The 16,095-nt window shown below is 70.5% G+C and carries 20 protein-coding genes; 13 read left to right on the top strand and 7 right to left on the bottom strand.

From position 1 onward, the window contains the following. Positions 1-33: 33 nt before the first annotated feature. The 7 genes from ACFT9I_RS06850 (at position 34) to ACFT9I_RS06820 (ending at position 3,516) form a co-directional block, all read left to right on the top strand. Positions 34-405 carry a hypothetical protein gene (locus tag ACFT9I_RS06850; protein WP_382561528.1) on the top strand — a complete coding sequence of 124 codons (372 nt, stop codon included), beginning with the start codon at positions 34-36 and terminating at the stop codon, positions 403-405. A gap of 356 nt (positions 406-761) precedes the next feature. Next, a complete protein-coding gene (locus ACFT9I_RS06845) occupies positions 762-1,079 on the top strand; it encodes a hypothetical protein (RefSeq protein WP_382561527.1) in 318 nt (105 codons plus the stop codon). Between the two features lie 124 nt (positions 1,080-1,203). Next, positions 1,204-1,401 (top strand): hypothetical protein, encoded by a 198-nt coding sequence (locus ACFT9I_RS06840; protein ID WP_382561525.1) that lies wholly within the window; start codon positions 1,204-1,206, stop codon positions 1,399-1,401. A gap of 193 nt (positions 1,402-1,594) precedes the next feature. Further along, complete coding sequence (locus tag ACFT9I_RS06835) at positions 1,595-2,179, top strand: DUF2975 domain-containing protein (protein WP_382561523.1); 585 nt, start codon at positions 1,595-1,597, stop codon at positions 2,177-2,179. Beyond that, complete coding sequence (locus ACFT9I_RS06830; RefSeq protein ID WP_382561521.1) at positions 2,179-2,421, top strand: helix-turn-helix domain-containing protein; 243 nt, start codon at positions 2,179-2,181, stop codon at positions 2,419-2,421. Before ACFT9I_RS06835 ends, ACFT9I_RS06830 begins: the two co-directional genes overlap by 1 nt. A gap of 97 nt (positions 2,422-2,518) precedes the next feature. Beyond that, entirely contained in the window at positions 2,519-2,860 is a 342-nt protein-coding gene (locus ACFT9I_RS06825) for a YciI family protein (RefSeq protein ID WP_382561519.1), read from the top strand. Positions 2,861-2,976: 116 nt separating this feature from the next. Further along, positions 2,977-3,516, top strand: coding sequence for a GNAT family N-acetyltransferase (locus tag ACFT9I_RS06820; protein WP_382561517.1), 540 nt, complete (start codon positions 2,977-2,979; stop codon positions 3,514-3,516). Between the two features lie 67 nt (positions 3,517-3,583). On the opposite strand, the gene ACFT9I_RS06815 is transcribed toward ACFT9I_RS06820, so the two are convergent. Beyond that, positions 3,584-4,519 carry an NAD-dependent epimerase/dehydratase family protein gene (locus tag ACFT9I_RS06815; protein ID WP_382561515.1) on the bottom strand — a complete coding sequence of 312 codons (936 nt, stop codon included), beginning with the start codon at positions 4,517-4,519 and terminating at the stop codon, positions 3,584-3,586. A 297-nt stretch (positions 4,520-4,816) separates the two neighbouring features. Here ACFT9I_RS06815 and ACFT9I_RS06810 point away from each other — a divergent pair, with 297 nt between their 5' ends. Both ACFT9I_RS06810 and ACFT9I_RS06805 read left to right on the top strand, forming a co-directional pair. Further along, positions 4,817-5,419 (top strand): DUF1062 domain-containing protein, encoded by a 603-nt coding sequence (locus ACFT9I_RS06810; protein ID WP_382561514.1) that lies wholly within the window; start codon positions 4,817-4,819, stop codon positions 5,417-5,419. A 92-nt stretch (positions 5,420-5,511) separates the two neighbouring features. Continuing rightward, the gene (locus ACFT9I_RS06805; RefSeq protein WP_382561512.1) at positions 5,512-6,450 is read left to right on the top strand and encodes a phosphatidylinositol-specific phospholipase C; all 939 of its coding nucleotides are present in this window, start codon (positions 5,512-5,514) and stop codon (positions 6,448-6,450) included. Positions 6,451-6,573: 123 nt separating this feature from the next. Here ACFT9I_RS06805 and ACFT9I_RS06800 read toward each other — a convergent pair whose 3' ends face one another. The 4 genes from ACFT9I_RS06800 to ACFT9I_RS06785 form a co-directional block, all read right to left on the bottom strand. Continuing rightward, on the bottom strand, positions 6,574-7,944 hold the full coding sequence (locus tag ACFT9I_RS06800) for a sensor histidine kinase (RefSeq protein WP_382561510.1): 1,371 nt from the start codon (positions 7,942-7,944) through the stop codon (positions 6,574-6,576). 50 nt (positions 7,945-7,994) lie between these two features. After that, positions 7,995-8,753 (bottom strand): response regulator transcription factor, encoded by a 759-nt coding sequence (locus tag ACFT9I_RS06795; RefSeq protein WP_382561508.1) that lies wholly within the window; start codon positions 8,751-8,753, stop codon positions 7,995-7,997. 110 nt (positions 8,754-8,863) lie between these two features. After that, complete coding sequence (locus tag ACFT9I_RS06790; RefSeq protein WP_382561507.1) at positions 8,864-9,952, bottom strand: S1C family serine protease; 1,089 nt, start codon at positions 9,950-9,952, stop codon at positions 8,864-8,866. 262 nt (positions 9,953-10,214) lie between these two features. After that, complete coding sequence (locus ACFT9I_RS06785) at positions 10,215-10,601, bottom strand: ATP-binding protein (RefSeq protein WP_382561505.1); 387 nt, start codon at positions 10,599-10,601, stop codon at positions 10,215-10,217. Positions 10,602-10,923: 322 nt separating this feature from the next. On the opposite strand from ACFT9I_RS06785, the gene ACFT9I_RS06780 reads away from it, so the two are divergent. Both ACFT9I_RS06780 and ACFT9I_RS06775 read left to right on the top strand, forming a co-directional pair. Next, positions 10,924-11,472: a GntR family transcriptional regulator gene (locus ACFT9I_RS06780; RefSeq protein WP_382561503.1), complete on the top strand. Its 549-nt coding sequence runs from the start codon at positions 10,924-10,926 to the stop codon at positions 11,470-11,472. Beyond that, positions 11,469-12,251, top strand: a complete 783-nt coding sequence (locus ACFT9I_RS06775; protein ID WP_382561502.1) for a GntR family transcriptional regulator — start codon at positions 11,469-11,471, stop codon at positions 12,249-12,251. The genes ACFT9I_RS06780 and ACFT9I_RS06775 overlap by 4 nt, the downstream gene beginning before the upstream one ends. 15 nt (positions 12,252-12,266) lie before the next feature. On the opposite strand, the gene ACFT9I_RS06770 is transcribed toward ACFT9I_RS06775, so the two are convergent. Continuing rightward, positions 12,267-13,289 carry a LacI family DNA-binding transcriptional regulator gene (locus tag ACFT9I_RS06770; RefSeq protein WP_382561500.1) on the bottom strand — a complete coding sequence of 341 codons (1,023 nt, stop codon included), beginning with the start codon at positions 13,287-13,289 and terminating at the stop codon, positions 12,267-12,269. A gap of 24 nt (positions 13,290-13,313) precedes the next feature. Further along, positions 13,314-14,144, bottom strand: coding sequence for a response regulator transcription factor (locus tag ACFT9I_RS06765; RefSeq protein ID WP_382561498.1), 831 nt, complete (start codon positions 14,142-14,144; stop codon positions 13,314-13,316). 407 nt (positions 14,145-14,551) lie between these two features. Here ACFT9I_RS06765 and ACFT9I_RS06760 point away from each other — a divergent pair, with 407 nt between their 5' ends. Both ACFT9I_RS06760 and ACFT9I_RS06755 read left to right on the top strand, forming a co-directional pair. After that, the gene (locus tag ACFT9I_RS06760) at positions 14,552-14,806 is read left to right on the top strand and encodes a MoaD/ThiS family protein (RefSeq protein WP_382561496.1); all 255 of its coding nucleotides are present in this window, start codon (positions 14,552-14,554) and stop codon (positions 14,804-14,806) included. A gap of 10 nt (positions 14,807-14,816) precedes the next feature. Next, the gene (locus ACFT9I_RS06755; RefSeq protein ID WP_382561495.1) at positions 14,817-16,067 is read left to right on the top strand and encodes a hypothetical protein; all 1,251 of its coding nucleotides are present in this window, start codon (positions 14,817-14,819) and stop codon (positions 16,065-16,067) included. Positions 16,068-16,095: the final 28 nt, after the last annotated feature.

Below are 16,095 nucleotides of genomic sequence, written 5' to 3'. Positions count from 1 at the left end.
CCCGTGGCGGCGCCGAACTCTTATCATTTCGCGATGAGGATCTGGACGGAGTGCCCTGGCAAGACCGACGTCGAAGCGGTCCTTCGCAGCTACTTCGGCCTCCTCCGGGCGGGGCGGATCCCTGAGGCCGAACAACTCGTCGATCACTACCCGGTCCGGCATGTACTCAAGTCGCTGTGGACCGCCTCCGTCGATGCGAGCGGCAGCTCCGCCGCCGACGGGTGGGAGCGGGACCTGTCCTGGCTCGGCGAACTCGATCTCGCGGACTTCCGCTGGAGCTACACCGACAGCCATGTCGGCATCGAGATCGCCTACCGCGCGCGGGTGATCGAGGTGGAGTTGAGCTTCTGGGTCAAGCCCACCGACGAGGGCTGGGTCCTCGCGGGGCCGGCCACCTACTGGTAGGCCCCGAGCGCCCCGCGCCAGCCTCGTGACCCACAACTTCATCTGACCCGAGGCGTGTTCACGACGGGCGGCCCCACCTGGACAGGTGGGGCCGCCCGTTGGTGGTTTCCGTATCACTCGTTAGAGGGTACACACTTGATACGCACGCACAGCAAACGCTAACTTCGAAGCGTCGCTCCTCGCCTCTGCGCCAGTTGGGGAGCGGTTCGAAGGGCTGCCCCCTGCTCGCCGCTCGTCACGCCGGCCACGAGCAGGGGGCGGCTACCGCGCCGTACCCAGGAGGTTCCGGCATGCGACAACCGTGTCAACCGCCTCAACCGGGCCCACCGCTCACCGCCTTCTGGTGTGAGCGGGTCGTGTACGAAACGCTCGACGCCGACAGCCGCACCGACATCTCGCGCTGCTCGATGCCCAACCCCGCCGAGGCCATCCGCGCGATCCGTGTCGATGTGCGCGCGCTCATGGACACGTTGGCGGCCGTCGAGCGGGATCGCGCGCTGCGGTGGACCGGGTACGGCGGGTCCGTCGGGGCTGTCGCCGCGCTGCATCGCGGGGAGCCGTGCGGGTTCTCGCTCAGCAGTGAGGGGCGGTGGATCGAGTGGACCGTACGCCCGTATCCGGTCCTCGACGCGAGCCGTGCCGGCGCCCCATCGAACGTCCGCCCCGACCGGTGAGAACCCTGGACAGGTCAAGTGGTCGGGGCGGATGACCAACCCGCGAGGCCTGAGCCTCGCGGTTCACCGGTCACGCCGTCGACGGTACGGCGGCGCGGCCCCACGCGAAAGAGGAGGTCGGCGCATGAGCGCACAGACCGTCGATACGTACGAGACGCGCGCGCCGGACGTCGAGGAGTGGCGGGGCGTTCCGTTCCGTCACTCGCAGGACATGTCCTGGCTCACGACGCACAACGACGACGACGGCGGCAAGCACGACGGAGGTCCCAAGCCGCCCGAGGCGCCGCGCGATCCCGCCCCGAGTGGTGGGGGCGGGAAGTAGCTCCACGCGGTAGCTCCCGTAGCTCCCGCTGAAAGCAACGCCCCGGAGTCCGCCGCGCAGCGCCGCGCGCCGCGCGGCGGACTCCGGGGAACTCGGTCCGGTCCGAGGCCGGTCCGGCCGGGACTTGTCGAATATCGATATGGTCCTCTAAGCTCCGGCATATCGAAAATCGATGGGATGGGGCACGAGCACGATGAACACGCGACTGACGAGGATCCTGGCCTCGGTGACCTTCGCCCTGGCGGCGATCTGCGGGCTCGCCTTCATAGGCAAGGGGCTCACGCACATGCTCGACGACGGGGCGGTCTGCGTGCGGACGGACTTCTGGGCGAACGGCACGCCGGCGGACAGCCTGCCGATCGGCAAGGGCGTGGAAGCGTCCACCAGTGCCACGCGCCTGTGCCAGGACAGTCCGTCCGTGGGTCAGCGCGCCGCCGACCTCGGGAGCGAACTGCCCTGGCTGCTGTTCGGCGCACTCGCCCTGCTGCTCTTCTCCCGGGTGCTGGACGCCGTCCTGCAACAGGGACCGTTCACCGAAGCCGTGTCGCGACGGCTCACCGTTCTCGGCTGGTCCGTCGCCGTGGGTACGCCGCTGACCGGCCTCGTCGTCGGCTGGTCGCAGTCCTGGCTCGTGGGGAGCATGGCGCCGATCGTGGGTTCCGGGCCGACGGTCACCGGACCGGTGGTGCTCGTCCTCGCCGGCCTCGCCGCGGTGATCATGGGGAAGATCATGCGCGACGGCGTGCGCATGCGAGAGGACCTCGAAGGGACCATTTGATGCCCGAAGAGGAACGTCACGCGATCCGGATCCACCTCGACCGGATCCTCGTCGAGCGCGGCATGACGCTCACCGAACTGTCCGCGCAAGTGGGCATCACCGTCGTCAACCTGTCCGTGCTCAAGAACGACCGGGCCAAGGCCATCCGCTTCTCGACCCTGTCGAGGATCTGCGACGTGCTCCAGTGCCAGCCGGGAGACCTGATCACCCACGACCCCGCCGAGCCGCCGGACCGGGGCTAGGGGGTGTTTCGGGAACCGGGAAGTGCCGGTTCTGAGGGGAGACGTTCGTCGTAGGGTGAGGGCGGCCGAAGGAGGCCAACGGTCAAGGGGGACACGGATGACGCAGTACCTGATCTCGTTCGACGACGGCTCGATGGTCTTCTCCGAGGAGGAGTTGCCCGAGCTGTCCGAGGCCTCGCACGCGGTGGTGCGTGCGGCCCAGGACGCCGGTGTGTGGGTCTTCGGCGGTGGACTGGAGAGTCAGCGGGCGAGCGTGGTGGCCACCGACGGGACCGTCACCGACGGCCCGTACCCGGAGACCAAGGCGGTGCTCGGCGGGTTCTCGATCATCGATGTGCCCTCACGTGAGGACGCGCTGGAGTGGGCCGCCAAGATCGCTGCGGCGTGCCGGTGTGCGCAGGAGGTCCGGGAGATCATGCCGGACGAGCCGACCGTCTGATCGAGGACGACTCGCGGCAGCGGCGGGGGCAGCGGCGGGGGCCCGGTTCGGAAGTGGCTTATGACCTGCGGGTTATTGGATTGCCGCCGCCGAGCCCGGTCGGATAGGAATCTCGCATGTTGAGAGGTAGCAAGGTCGGGCTCAGGGCCCGGCACGAGGGTGACATTCCGGTTCTGCAGACCGAGTTGTACGACGACGTGGTCAACGCCTCGCGGTCGGACGCCCGGCCGTGGCGGCCGATCTCGCCCGGCTCGGAAGGCTCGCGGTTCGCGGTGGACAACGAGGAGGAGGGGCGCGTCCCGTTCTCCGTGGTGGAGCTGGACGGTGGCGCGCTGGTCGGTACCGCGACGCTGTGGGGCATCGACAACCACAACCGGTCCGCGCATGTCGGGCTCGGGCTGCTGCCGTCCGCCCGTGGCAAGGGCTACGGCACGGACGTGGTCGCGGTGCTGTGCCACTACGGGTTCGTCATGCGCGGCCTGCGTCGGCTGCAGATCGACACGCTGTCGGACAACGCCGCGATGCTGCGCTCCGCCGAGCGCAACGGCTTCGTACGCGAGGGCGTGCTGCGCTCCGCGGCCTGGGTGATGGGCGAGTTCCTGGACGAGGTGCTGCTCGGTCTCCTGGTCGAGGAGTGGAAGCGGGACACCCCCTAGGGTCCGTCGTGGGCCGCCGCCGAGCCGCGTAAGGCACCATGCGCTGTTCCCCGCAGCCGTGGGGGAACTACGGCAACGGCATCTCGTCCTCGATCCAGGCGGTGACGGGAGGGCGCGAGGGGTGCCAGCCGAGGGCGCGGGCCCGGGTGGCGCGGACACGGCTGTTGGCGCCGAGCGCGTAGCGGGCGAATCCTGCTCCCCACGCGGCCGCCGCTGAGTCCAGATCCCACGGTTCGACCGGCCCCAGGCCCAGCCGGCGGGCGATCGCCCGGCCGATCTCGGCGAACGAGGCGTCCTCGCCGCCCGCCACGAAGTAGAAGCCCTCCGCGGCGGGTTCGGTGAGAGCCAGTTCGTACAGGTCGGCCATGTCGTCGAGATGGACGGTCGACCAGCGGTTGAGGCCGCGTCCGACCACGCGGACGGTGCCACTGCTCCGGGCCTGGTTGACCAGGGGTGGGATCAGTACGGTCTGCGGGCGGGGGCCCGTACCGTTGCCGTAGATCAGCGAGTTGCACAGCACGAGCGTGCGCAGCCCCGCTCCTCCTCCCCCTCCTCCTTCTCCACCACCACCGGCGTCGACCACGGCGCGATCGATGGCGTAACGGGCCCGTCGGACCTCATGGTCGCCCGGACCGAAGGGCACGGCGTCGTCGAAGACCGTGCTTGAGGCGCTCAGGCCCTGGGCGTCGTCGCCGATGACGCTTGTGCCGCTGGTGTGGATCAGGACCTTGCCCGAGTCGCGCAGCGCACCGATGAAGGTTTCGACCGCGCCGCGGTGATCACTGTGTGCGGCGTTGACGACCGCGTCTGCCCGCTTGGCTTCGCGCTCAAGCAGAGCGGTGTCGTCCAGCTCGCCGACGACCGGATCGATGCCCGCCGCGGCGAGCGCGTCGACCACGCCGGGGGTACGGGTCAAGCCGCGCACGGTGTGCCCGTCGCGGATGAGGCGCCTGGCGACGGCTCCGCCGATGTAGCCGCTCGCGCCGGTGAGGAAGATGTCCATAACGGTCAAGGTGCCAGACGCATCAGGGCCCGCCCATTCTCGTTGCCGTTTCGGCAAGGCGACGGCCGGCCGTCGCCCGAAAACCGGTGGAACAGCGCCGCTGCGCGCCGTTACCGTGCTGCCGGACCAAGCCGTCGAGGCGTCGAGGCGTCGAGGCGTCGAGGCGTCGAGGCGTCAAGGCAAGGACGTGCCGTTGTACACCAAGTGAGACCTCCCGGGCGATGAATCGTCGCGCGTCGCGCATGTGCGCCGCGCTCCTTTTTGCTGCGGACTTCTCACTGGAACCGGTGTACTTCTGTGCTCAAAATCTGGGTGGTCATGCCCACCTGCCTGCCACTCGTTCGCCGCCAATGCCACACGTGCGCGTCCGAGCGTTTCCGGGCGAACGGCAAATTTCGCGTCAACGCACACCACAAGCTCATCGACGCCTGGCTCCTCGCGCTCTGCACCGTTTGCGGGGAGACCACCAAGCTCACGGTCCTGGAGCGGATGAATGTGCGCTCCGTACGACCCGAGCTGCTGGACCGGCTGCATGACAACGACCTTGGCCTGGCTGCTGAGTTGCTTCAGGATCCGGTCGTACGGCGCCGTAATCGCATCGCCCTCGACTGGGACAACGCCTGGCGCCTCGACACCGGCGTATCGGATCAGCCGGATCAGCCGGATCAGCCGGATCAGTCGGAGGACGAGGCGGGCGAGGCGGACGAGGCGGACGAGGCGATCGAGGTCTCGGTCCGCTTCGCGGCGCGGATCCCGGTCCGGCCGGTGCGGCTGATCGCCGAAGGTTTCGGCCATTCGCGGGCCGAGGCCGGGAGACTGATCGCGGAGGGGAAAATCGTCTCGGCGGTCAGTCTGAGCGGCAAGCTCTCCGGCGACTTCTCCTTCATGCTCAAGCGTTAGATCCTCCTGGGCCCGGTGCCTGTCCGGCAAGATCCGCCAGACAGGCATCGGGCCCTGTCCCTGTGTGATGCGTGCACGTCATAATTCGGCTCATGGTCACAGACAGAGGTACAACTTCCCCCACCAGTACTGGACTTGGCCGCCGAGGAATCCTCGCCGGCGCTCTTGCCGTCTCCGCCACCGCCCTCGTCGGTACGGGCGCCGCGACAGCCGTCGCGTCCGACACCGCCCGCGCGAAGGCCCGCCGCGCCCTCGCCCCCTCCGACTGGCTTTCCGGGTTCGGCGACTCCACCCCCGTACAGAGCCTGACCCTCCCCGGTACCCACAACTCCGGTGCTCGCAGCGGCGGTCTGTACGTCGCCTGCCAAGGGACCACCATCGCCGAGCAGTTGAACACCGGCGTCCGGTTCCTGGACGTGCGCTGCCGGGCGTTCGAGAACGCGTTCCCGATCCACCACGCCGCGTACTACCAGAACCTCAACTTCGACGACGTCCTCACCGCCTGCCGCAACTTCCTCCAGGCGCACCCCTCCGAGACCGTGCTGATGCGCGTCAAGCAGGAGTACTCGACGGTGAGCGACGCGGAGTTCCGGCGGATCTTCGACACGTACCTGGACGGGAAGGGGTGGCGGTCCCTCTTCCGGCTCGACAGCAATCTGCCCACGCTCGGTCAGGCGCGCGGCAAGGTCCAGCTGCTCGCGGACAACGGCGGGCTGCCGGGTGTGCGGTACGGGGACGGCGGGCTGTTCGACATCCAGGACGACTACCAGGCCGAGCCGATCGCCAAGTACTCCAAGATCGAGGCGCACTTCCGTAAGGCCGCGACGCAGCCGGGCAAGCAGTACATCAACTTCGTCAGTACGGCCGCGCTGCTGCCGCCCCGCTGGAACTCCGACCGGCTGAACCCGCAGGTGCACACGCTGCTCGACGGGTCGGCCGGCGCCGGCTGGCGCGGGCTGGGCATCGTGCCGCTGGACTTCCCGGAGACCAGGGGCGGGCTGGTGGATTCCCTGATCCGGCACAACGGCTGACACGACGGCCGATACGACGGCCGAGTTCGCGCGCACGTCCCACTCGGCCGGGGCCCGTACGCAGGGCTCCGGCCGACGCTCGTCGCTCAGGTGCTTGAAGCCGAAGCTTGTCGACGGGCTCCGCTACGGCGCGGACTCCCCGTAGCCCGTCCGGCCCGGCGGCGGGGTCGGCGCGCCCGGGATGCGGATCGCCGCCACCGTGCCGCCGCCCGCCGCCCGGCGCAGCGCGATCTCGCCGCCCGTCTGCTGCAGGGTGCGGGCCACGATCGACAGGCCCAGGCCCGAGCCCGGCAGCGCGCGGGCCGACGGGGAGCGCCAGAAGCGTTCGAAGACGTGCGGAAGTTCCTCCGGCGGGATGCCGGGGCCGTGGTCCCGTACCGTCAACTCGCCCTGGGTGCTCAGCGCGACCTCGATGGCCGCGCCGGGCGGGCTGAACTTCACCGCGTTGTCGAGGACGTTGACCAACGCCCTTTCCAGCGCGGCCGGTTCGGCCCGTACGTACCAGGGGTGCAGCGTCACCTCTATCGTCAGGTCCGGTCCGCGCAGGCGGGCGCGTTCCAGGGCGCTCTCCACGATCGTGTGCAGCGCGACGACCTGGAGCGGGCCCGGGTCGGGGGCGTCCGGCCTGGACAGTTCCTGGAGGTCTCCGATCAGCGAGGCCAGCTCCGTCATCTGCGCCTTCACCGACGCCATCAGCGCCGTACGGTCCTCCGGGGGGATCGCGCGGCCGGTCTCGTCGCTGCGGGCGAGCAGTTCGACGTTCGTACGCAGGGAGGTCAGCGGCGTACGCAGCTCGTGGCCCGCGTCGGCGATGAGCTGCGCCTGGCGGTCGCGCGAGGAGGCGAGCGCCGCCGTCATGGAGTTGAACGAGCGGGAGAGACGGGCGATCTCGTCCTCGCCCTCGGCGGGAATGCGCAGGCTCAGGTCCTCGGTCCGCGCGACATGTTCGACCGCGCGGGTCAGTCCATCGACCGGCCGCAGACCGGTCCTGGCGACCCAGAGCCCGGCGGCGCCCGCCCCGATGACACCCGCGCCGGCGACGGCGGTCAGCAGCAGGGCGAGGCGGTTCAGCGAGGCGTCGATCTCGCCGAGGGGGCGGGAGACGGAGACGGCCACAACCTCGCCGCGCGGACCGATCGCTTTCGGCACGGTGCGGACGCGCACCGGGGCGCCGCCGTCGGTGGTGGAGTCGTGCAGGGCGCTGCTCTCCCTGCCGAGGGCGACGTCGATGTCGGAGGGCTGGACCTTCACCGGCTGCGCGCCCGCGTCCACGCACCGTGTGCCGTCGGGGAGAACGACCTGGACGTACGCGAACCCTCCGGTGGCCGGCTCCGGCGGGGCACACCGGCCCAGCACGTCCTGCACCACGTTGGGGGGCGCCGAGGTGTTGCGCAGCGAGTTGTCCAGCTCCGACTCCAGCTGGGCGCGGGTCAGCAGCCAGCACGCGACCGCCGCCGCCGCGACGGCGACGGCGACGGCGGTGGCGACGAGCATCGCGAGACGGGAGCGGAGGGGCAGCGTACGCAAGCGCCGGGCGAGCGAGGTCACTCGGCGCCGCCGTGTCCGCCGGAGGGGGAGCCCGAGCCCTCGGCGCGCAGCGCGTAACCCACCCCGCGCACCGTGTGGACCAGGCGCGGCTCGCCGCCGCTCTCCGTCTTGCGCCGCAGATACATCACGTACACGTCCAGCGAGTTGGAGCTGGGCTCGAAGTCGAAGCCCCAGACGGCCTTCAGGATCTGCTCGCGCGTCAGCACCTGACGCGGGTGGGCCAGAAACATCTCAAGGAGGGTGAATTCGGTACGGGTCAGCTCCACCCGGCGTGTGCCCCGGGTGACCTCGCGCGTCGCCAGGTCCATCCGCAGATCGGCGAAGGCCAGGATGTCGTTCTCCGGCGGCTCGCCGCCCGCCGCGCCCGCGTACGAACTGCGGCGCAGCAGCGCGCGGATCCGGGCGAACAGCTCGTCCAGCTCGAAGGGCTTCACCAGATAGTCGTCGGCGCCCGCGTCGAGCCCGGTGACCCGGTCGCCGACCGTGTCGCGTGCCGTGAGCATCAGGATCGGCACGGTCGATCCGGTGGCGCGCAGCCGCCGGGCCGCCGTCAGCCCGTCCATGCGCGGCATCTGGATGTCGAGCACGATCAGGTCGGGCTGGTAGGCGGCGGCCTTGGTGAGCGCGTCGACACCGTCGACGGCGACCTCGGTCCCGTACCCGTCGAAGGCGAGACTGCGCTGCAGCGCCTCGCGGACGGCGGGCTCGTCGTCGACGATCAGGACACGTTGCGGATCGCCTTCGGCGGGGCTCATGTCGTCGCTCTTTCTCTGAACGGCTTCGAGGGCCGGCAGTCCGGTCTCCGGCACTCGGGTCTCTGCCACTCGGGTCTCTGGCACTTCAGCCTCGCACGTCAGGCGTGTTCCTAGTCGCTGTTCCCGGCGCGCAGGTCGCTCAGGTCGGCCTTGACGGTGTTGACCGGGATGGAGAAGCCGAGGCCGACGCTGCCGGCCGACGAACTGTCGCTGCTCGAACCGCTCGCCGAGAACATGGCCGAGTTGATGCCGATGATCTCGCCGTTCATGTTGATCAGCGCGCCGCCGGAGTTGCCCGGGTTGAGCGAGGCGTCGGTCTGGATCGCCTTGTACGTGGTCGTGGATGAGCCCGTGTCGCCGTTGAACTGCTGACCGCCGAACTCGAACGGCCACTGGCCGCCGCCACCGCCCTGCTGCTGTTGCTGCTGCTGGCCCTGACCCTCGTCCTTCGACACGGTGACGTCCCGGTCGAGCGCGGAGACGATACCGCTGGTCACGGTGCCGGTCAGCCCCTCGGGGGAGCCGATCGCCACGACCTCGTCGCCGACCTTCACGTTCTCGGAGTCGCCGAGGGCCGCCGTCTTGAGGCCGCTCGCGCCCTGGAGCTTGATCAGGGCGAGGTCCTTGTCCGGGCTGGTGCCCACGACGTCCGCGGTGTACGACTTGCCGGTGCTGAGCTGCACCTTCACCGTCTGCGCGCCCGCGATGACGTGGTTGTTGGTGATGATCTCGCCGTCGCTGGTGATGACCACACCGGAGCCGGTGGACTGCCCGGCGTTGGACGACGCCTGGATCTCCACGATGGCGGGGGAGACGGCGGCCGCCACGCCCGCGACCGTGCCCTTGCTGCTCTGCGAGACGGTCGTACCGGTGGCGACGGTGCTCGCGCCGGTGCTGCTGTCGTTGTCCGTCAGCGTCGCGGTCAGCGCGGCCGTACCACCGCCGACGACGGCCGCGACGAACGCGGCGGCGGCGAGCAGCGCGACGGGCCGCTTGGCGCGCCGGGCATGACTGGGCGCATGCGCCGCCGCGGCCCCACCCCAGCCCCAGGCCGCGTGCCCCGGCTGAGCGTGATGACCCGCGGCCTGCGCGGCCGGGTCGTACGGGGGCGGTGGCGGGTACGCCTGCCCGCCACCGATGCCGGAGTCCTGCTGCTGGTTCGCGTCTTCGTCGCCGCTGCGGCGGTAGTTGTCGGTCATGTCTTCGACAATCCGCCCGCTGGATGAGAGCAGTCTGAAGACGTTCTGAGAAGCCCGACAGAACCGTGTATGTCCCATATAAAGGCGGCCGGAGCGCTACTGGGGCGGGGCGTCCGTCGCGTCCCGCCGATAGGCGATGAACCGTTCTGTGAAGCGGGGCCCCAGGGGGCCGTCGTTGAGCGTGCAGCATCCCCATGGGCAGTTGCCACGGCTTCGGACGACTCGTATCCGCAGGAACGCCCACAGCCGGCGGAGCGGCCGGTCAGTCACTGCGGCCACGGGCCTCGGCGCCACCGGTGGGCTGCCACAGCGCCCACACCAGCTTGCCGACGCCCACCCGGTCGGCGACGCCCCACGCGTCGGCCAACGCGTCCACGATGAGGAGGCCGCGCCCGTCGCACGCGTCCGGCACCCCCGTTCGCCGGTACGGCCGCAGGTCGGACGCGTCGTGCACTTCGATCCGCAGGCCGTCGGGGTCCGGGAGGACCATCGGCAGAAAGCGCGTCTCGATCTCCCGGTCCGGCGGCACACGAGCATGCAGCACCGCGTTCGTGACCAACTCCGACAGGACCAGAACCGCCGAGTCCTCCAGTGCTGACAGCCCCCACCCGGCCAGCGCCTTGCGCAACTCAAGGCGCGCCAATCCCACGGAACTCGGATGCCGTCGCCACCGGAGTACCACCGCGCCGTCGCACCCCATCAGCCGACCTCCGCGCCACGGACTGCGCGCTGCCGGGTTCCCGCCCCGAAGAGACGAGCAAGGACTCCACCCATTTTCCACTCCCCTTCAAGGCGATGGCTGTGCGCCGGGGCGCGAGGCGCCTTCGCCTGGTCGTGCGATGTACGATCGGGGGAACCGTACTGCTATTCACGAAAAGCGGCAAGCTTGCCTGTTGGGGGGATGCGAAGTTGAGTCGCTTACTGTGTAAAGCGGTAAGGCCAAGATCCCGTCAGCAGCACAGGAGGACGTCATGGGCGCCGCCGCCTGGATCAGCACCTCGATGCCGTATCTGACGCCGCGACGCGACGGTCAACCCGACGCGTGGGGCGCCGAGTTGGCGGCCCGGGGGCGGCGGGGCGGGCAGCGGATCGTGGGTGCGGGAGAGGTCGCCGCGTCCGGTGAGGTGGCCGGGCTGCTGGGGATCGCCACCGGCGAGGCCGTCGTCGTACGGAGGCGGGTGATGCTCCTGGAGGACGTGCCCTGCGAGCTGACGGACACCTACTACCCCGCGTCCCTCGCGCGCGGCACACCTCTCGCCGGGACTGCGAAGATCCCCGGCGGCGCCGTCACGCTCCTCGCCGAACTGGGGCACACCGGAGTCCGCGTCCGGGAAGACGTGACCGCCCGGATGCCCGACGAGGAGGAGCGCGAAACGCTCCGTACCGAGCCGGGTGAGCCGGTGCTCCGGCTGGTCCGGGTCACCTTCGACGCCGCCGAACAGCCCATCCAGGCCGACGTGATGACCATGCCCGCGCACCGTCAGCGGCTGCGCTACGAGATCGGGATCGGGATCGGATGACGACCGTGCCACGCACCGACGAGAACGGGTACGACCGGCGCTCGCTCCACGAGCGGATCGCCGCCGATCTGCGTGACGAGATCATGACCGGGGATCTCGCCCCCGGCGCCAGCCTGCCGTCCACCGTGCGGCTCAAGGAGAGGTTCGACGCCTCGAACGCCACGGTGCAGAAGGCCCTGCAACTCCTCAAGGGCGAGCGGCTGGTTGTCGGCCGCGCGGGCGCCTCCGTGACCGTACGGGAGCACCGGCAGTCGACCGTGCGCCCCGCCTCTTCCCTGGCCCCGGCCGCCACCGGCGATCCCTACCCCTGGCTCGGGGAGATCGCGAAGCGCGGCGGGGAGGCCCGGAGCACACTTCTCGCCGTTACGGAGGTGACGCCGCCGGCAGAAGTCGCGGCGGCCCTGCGCCTGCCCGCCGACGGAACGGCGGTCCTCCGGCATCAGGTACTCACACTCGACGGCGACCCGGTGGAACTGGTCCATTCCTACTACCCGCCGCACATCGCCCGCGGCACCCCGCTGGCCGAGCAGCGCCGGATCAAGGGCGGAACTCCCACCCTGCTGACCGAACTGGGCCACCCGCCCCGGCTCAGCGTCGACCATGTCTCCGCGCGCATACCGACGCAGGAGCAGTACGAAGCGCTCCAACTGCCCGGCGCTCTGCCCGTGTTGCGCACACTGCGCGTGGTGTACGGCGCCGACGAGCACCCCATCGAGGTCACGGTGATGGCCAAGGCCGGTCATCTGTATGAACTGCGGTACGAGTTCACACCGGAGTGACCCCGGCGAGCGGGCTCAGGCGCAGCCGCACGAGCGGCGCACGATGAGGGTCGACGGGAACTGCTTCACCCGTTCCCTGCGCGAGCCCGCCACCCGCAGCCCGTCGTCCAGCACCAGGTCCACCGCGGCCCGTGCCATCGCCGGGCGGTCCGAGGAGACCGTCGTCAGGGGCGGGTCCGTGAGGCCCGCCTCCTTGACGTCGTCGAAGCCGGCCACCGCCAGTTCGCCGGGGACGTCGATCCGCAGTTCGCGGGCCGCCCGAAGGACGCCGATCGCCTGGTCGTCGGTGGAGCAGAAGATCGCCGGGGGCCGGTCGGGGCCGGCCAGCAGTGTCAGTGCGACGTTGTACGCGTCGTAACGGTTGTAGAGCGCCTTGAACAGCCGCCCCTCCGTCGACAGACCGGCCTCCCGCATCGCCCGCCGCCAGCCCTCGACGTGGTCGGTCACCGGGTCGCCGACGACCGGCGTCGACTCGACGCCGCCGAGGCACGCCACGTACGGATAGCCGTGCTCCAGCAGATGCCGGGTGGCGAGCTGCGCGCCACCGATGTCGTCGGTGACGACGGCGACGTCGTCGATGCCCTCGGGCCGCTCGTGGAGCAGTACGACGCGGGCGTCCCACGCCTCTATCTCAGCGGCGGCGCGCTCGCTCGGGCCCTGGCTGACCAGGATCAGCCCGGAGACCCGCATGCCGAGGAAGGCCCGCAGGTAGTGGACCTCGCGCTCGTTGCGGTAGTCGGAGTTGCCGACGAGCACCATTTTTCCGCGCTCGGCGGCGGCCTGTTCGACCGCGTGCGCCATCTCCGCGAAGAACGGCTGCCGCGCGTCGGGCACGACGACCCCTATGAGGTCGGTCCGCCGCGACGCCATCGCCTGCGCGACCCGGTCGGGCCGGTAGCCCAGCTCCTTGATCGCGGCGAGTACACGCTCGCGCGTGGCCGGGGCGACCGGCCTCGGTCCGTTGTTGATGACGTAACTGACGACCGCGGTCGAAGTCCCCGCCAGTCGTGCCACGTCGTCCCGCGTCACCTTGGCCACGCGCGGCAGTCTACGCGTGGTGACCTACCGCCCGGCAGGCCGCACGGCTCCTTCGCGTACCTCGGACGTGTCGGCCGAATGGGTGGTGTCGTCCTCGGCAGCTTCCGCGGGTCCCGTGGCCTTCAGTTTCGCGGTCGCCTCGGCGACGGCTTTGGCCTTCGCCTCCTCCGCCGCGCGCTCGACCTTCTCCGGCGTGACGAAGCGGTAACCGACGTTCCGGACCGTCCCGATCAGCGACTCGTGCTCGGGGCCGAGCTTCGCGCGCAGCCGCCGTACGTGCACGTCGACCGTCCGCGTACCGCCGAAGTAGTCGTAGCCCCAGACCTCTTGGAGCAGCTGCGCCCGGGTGAAGACCCGGCCGGGGTGCTGCGCGAGGTACTTGATCAGCTCGAACTCCTTGAAGGTCAGGTCCAGGACCCGGCCCTTCAGCTTCGCGCTGTAGGTCGCCTCGTCCACCGAGAGATCACCGTTGCGGATCTCCATCGGGGAGTCGTCGGTCGAGATCTGCTGGCGTCCGGTGGCCAGCCGCAGCCGTGCCTCGACCTCGGCCGGGCCCGCGGTGTCGAGCAGGACATCGTCGATGCCCCAGTCGGCGGTGACGGCGGCGAGGCCGCCCTCGGTCACCACGAGGATCAGCGGGCAGCCGGGTCCGGTGGAGCGCAGCAGCTGGCACAGCGACCGCACCTGGGGCAGGTCGCGCCGGCCGTCGATCAGTATGACGTCGGCACCTGGGGTGTCGACGAGGGCCGGACCCTCGGCCGGGGCCACCCGTACGTGGTGCAGAAGCAGTCCGAGAGCGGGCAGCACCTCCGTCGACGGCTGGAGGGCGTTCGTGAGCAGCAGCAGAGAACTCATCGCCGCCCACCTGCCCGGGTCGGACAATCTTCATGTGTCTGCGTCATCTGCGTCATCCGCGTCTTTGGCTCGCCCATTACGTGGTTCCTCCTCGGTCCCTGCAAGGGGGCACCTCCCACACCCGGAGGGAGTGGGGGCGTATGTGGCACCGCTGACCGTCCCGCGCCCTGGGGTCGGAAAGCGCAAAAGGACCCGGGGGCTACATTGCCCGGATCCTCTTCCGCAGCAGAATAACCCACAGGTGCTCAGTGTCAGAGGGTGCGGACAGTGGGTTATCCGCCCGTGGGACCGGTCCCGGGCCTGCCCCGAAGGGCGCCGATGCCGTGGCGGGGCTGGGGATCGGCCATCATGGAGGGCCGACGGGAATCGACGGGAATATTGCCGAGAAATTAGCGGAAGGAGTCGCGATGGCTACGGGAACCATCCGCTACTGGGCCGCGGCCAAGGCCGCGGCGGGCCTCGCCGAGGAGCCCTACACGGCGGACAACCTGGCTCAGGCGCTCGACGTCGCGCGGGAGAAGCACCCCGGTGAGCTGGTGCGCGTACTCCAGAGGTGTTCGTTCCTGATCGACGGTGACCCCGTGGGGACCCGCGGGCATGAGACCGTACGGCTTGCCGAGGGCGGCACGGTCGAAGTGCTCCCGCCGTTCGCAGGAGGGTGAACAGCAGAGCATGAGCGACGACCAGTACAACCAGTACAGCCAATACGACCAGCATGATCCGAACCGCGGTTACGGGCAGAGCAACGGGCAGAGCTACGGCCAGAGTTACGACTCCGAGCAGTACGCGCAGCAGCAGTACGGCGTACCTGGACCGGCCCAGGCGTACGACCCCTACCAGCAGCCGCACCAGCAGCCGTACCAGGAGCCCGCCAACACGCAGGACGCGCAGACCTGGCAGGGCCAGACCTGGGACACGCAGTACCAGCCGCAGGTCCAGTACCAGCAGCCCCACCAGCCACAACCTCAGCAGCCGCAGGCCGCCGCCGAGACGGCCTATCTGCCGCAGCAGTCGGGCGCGTATCCGCTGCCGCCCGAGGTCCCGGCCGCCGGACAGCAGCCCTACCAGCCCGTGCCCCCCACGACCCCGGCCCCGGCCGCCGCCGCCGTCCCCGCGGCCCCCGCCCCGGACAGCTACAGCCCGCCCACCACTATGGGCAACCCCCGCATCACCGACGCCCAGCGCGCCCGCGCCGAGGGCCGGTCGCCGATCATCCCGCCCGGTGCCCAGCCCGCCGGGCTCACCGCCGTACTCGCCCTGCTGCTCGCGGGCGGCGCGGCCGTCGGCCCGTACGCGCTCCTCGTCCCGCTCGTCATCCTGCAGGCCGTCACGGCCGCCGGCTGGTTCCGGCTGAACGGCATGTGGCCCGCCCGTCAGGGCATCGCGCTCGCCTTCGCCGGCGCGCTCGTCGCCGATGTCGCGGTGCTCGCCGTCGGCGACGAACACGCGCTCGCCGCGATCCTCGGCTCGCTCGGCGCGTGGGTGCTGCTCACGGTCGTGCTGCAACTGCGCAGCTACGCGGGCGCCGACGAACGGATGCAGGGCCTGATGGCCACCGTCGCCTCCGCCTCGCTCGCCATCATCGCCACCGGGAATCTCGCCGCCTCGTCGGACGCCGTGACGGTCGGCGCCATCGCCGTCGCCGCCGCGACCGTCGCCCGTGCGCTCCCGCTGCCGGGCTTCGTCTCGATCGTGGTCGCGCTCGCGGCCGCCGCGGGCGCCGGAGTCGCGGCGGGCGGACTGACGGACATCGGCGGCCAGGGCGCGCTCCTCGGCCTCGGCGCCGGTGTGTGCGCGCTGATCGGGCTGCGGGTGGCCAGCTACGACTACCCGTCGCGCTTCGTCCACATGACGGCCGGGGTGGCGCTGCCGCTGACGGTCGCCGTGCCCGCGATCTACCTGCTGGGCCGGGCCCTGGCGTAACACCCGCCTGATACACCTGCCCGTTCCG

The organism is Streptomyces sp. NPDC057137 (assembly GCF_042670825.1).
Taxonomy (GTDB): domain Bacteria; phylum Actinomycetota; class Actinomycetes; order Streptomycetales; family Streptomycetaceae; genus Streptomyces.
The sequence above is the reverse complement of the archived record's forward strand: the minus strand, read 5'-3'. Positions and strand labels throughout refer to the sequence as shown.

Coding starts and splice junctions, on each gene's coding strand:
- ACFT9I_RS06820 (WP_382561517.1), top strand. CDS start 2,977: ATGTTGAGAGGTAGCAAGGTCGGGCTCAGGGCCCGGCACGAGGGTGAC.
- ACFT9I_RS06800 (WP_382561510.1), bottom strand. CDS start 7,944: ATGCTCGTCGCCACCGCCGTCGCCGTCGCCGTCGCGGCGGCGGCGGTC.
- ACFT9I_RS06780 (WP_382561503.1), top strand. CDS start 10,924: ATGGGCGCCGCCGCCTGGATCAGCACCTCGATGCCGTATCTGACGCCG.
- ACFT9I_RS06830 (WP_382561521.1), top strand. CDS start 2,179: ATGCCCGAAGAGGAACGTCACGCGATCCGGATCCACCTCGACCGGATC.
- ACFT9I_RS06815 (WP_382561515.1), bottom strand. CDS start 4,519: ATGGACATCTTCCTCACCGGCGCGAGCGGCTACATCGGCGGAGCCGTC.
- ACFT9I_RS06760 (WP_382561496.1), top strand. CDS start 14,552: ATGGCTACGGGAACCATCCGCTACTGGGCCGCGGCCAAGGCCGCGGCG.
- ACFT9I_RS06790 (WP_382561507.1), bottom strand. CDS start 9,952: ATGACCGACAACTACCGCCGCAGCGGCGACGAAGACGCGAACCAGCAG.
- ACFT9I_RS06805 (WP_382561512.1), top strand. CDS start 5,512: ATGGTCACAGACAGAGGTACAACTTCCCCCACCAGTACTGGACTTGGC.
- ACFT9I_RS06825 (WP_382561519.1), top strand. CDS start 2,519: ATGACGCAGTACCTGATCTCGTTCGACGACGGCTCGATGGTCTTCTCC.
- ACFT9I_RS06840 (WP_382561525.1), top strand. CDS start 1,204: ATGAGCGCACAGACCGTCGATACGTACGAGACGCGCGCGCCGGACGTC.
- ACFT9I_RS06755 (WP_382561495.1), top strand. CDS start 14,817: ATGAGCGACGACCAGTACAACCAGTACAGCCAATACGACCAGCATGAT.
- ACFT9I_RS06775 (WP_382561502.1), top strand. CDS start 11,469: ATGACGACCGTGCCACGCACCGACGAGAACGGGTACGACCGGCGCTCG.
- ACFT9I_RS06835 (WP_382561523.1), top strand. CDS start 1,595: ATGAACACGCGACTGACGAGGATCCTGGCCTCGGTGACCTTCGCCCTG.
- ACFT9I_RS06765 (WP_382561498.1), bottom strand. CDS start 14,144: ATGAGTTCTCTGCTGCTGCTCACGAACGCCCTCCAGCCGTCGACGGAG.
- ACFT9I_RS06850 (WP_382561528.1), top strand. CDS start 34: ATGAGGATCTGGACGGAGTGCCCTGGCAAGACCGACGTCGAAGCGGTC.
- ACFT9I_RS06795 (WP_382561508.1), bottom strand. CDS start 8,753: ATGAGCCCCGCCGAAGGCGATCCGCAACGTGTCCTGATCGTCGACGAC.